Below are 541 nucleotides of genomic sequence, written 5' to 3'. Positions count from 1 at the left end.
CTTCGGCGCCGGGAATCAATTATTTGCCGGGGCGTCCAAGGGTAATGATGACGGCGGAAATGATTACGCGATTTTGTATGAAACCGACGGCAGACTGGATTTATTGGAGGGAACCCTGAATACCAGTCTCCTCAGCGGGGCCGGCAAAATAGGGAGTGTGTACTATCTTGGCACCAAGGGAAGCGGTATCTTTCAGTGGGATGGCGCCTCTGCGGTTGTGCCCGCTCAGACGGTGCCGGGTCCTCCAATCCCCGCCGATATCGCCGGGTTTTTACAACCCGATCCCGGTTCTATCATAGCCGCCAGCATAAACAGCTATATTTTACGTGGTACCGCCGCCGGTTTTGCCGTCTCCGGCACCTCATTGGGGGGGACCTTTACCGGAGCCCTTGCCCTGGCCAAGGCGTATGCCTATACCAACAATACGGCTGTTCCCGGTACGACGGATCTGCTCCTCATCGGTATCAAGGGGGGGAACAATTCCTATTCCCACGGATATGTGGAGGTACTCTACGATAAAGCGAACGGCGTTGTGGTAGGC

1 pseudogene is annotated in these 541 nt (G+C 55.8%); it reads left to right on the top strand.

Annotated elements, in window-relative coordinates:
- A pseudogene (locus AC1MDJ_RS08515) lies at positions 1-541 on the top strand (hypothetical protein); the annotation flags it as partial.

Source organism: Candidatus Termitispirillum reticulitermitis (assembly GCF_054655775.1).
The sequence above is the reverse complement of the archived record's forward strand: the minus strand, read 5'-3'. Positions and strand labels throughout refer to the sequence as shown.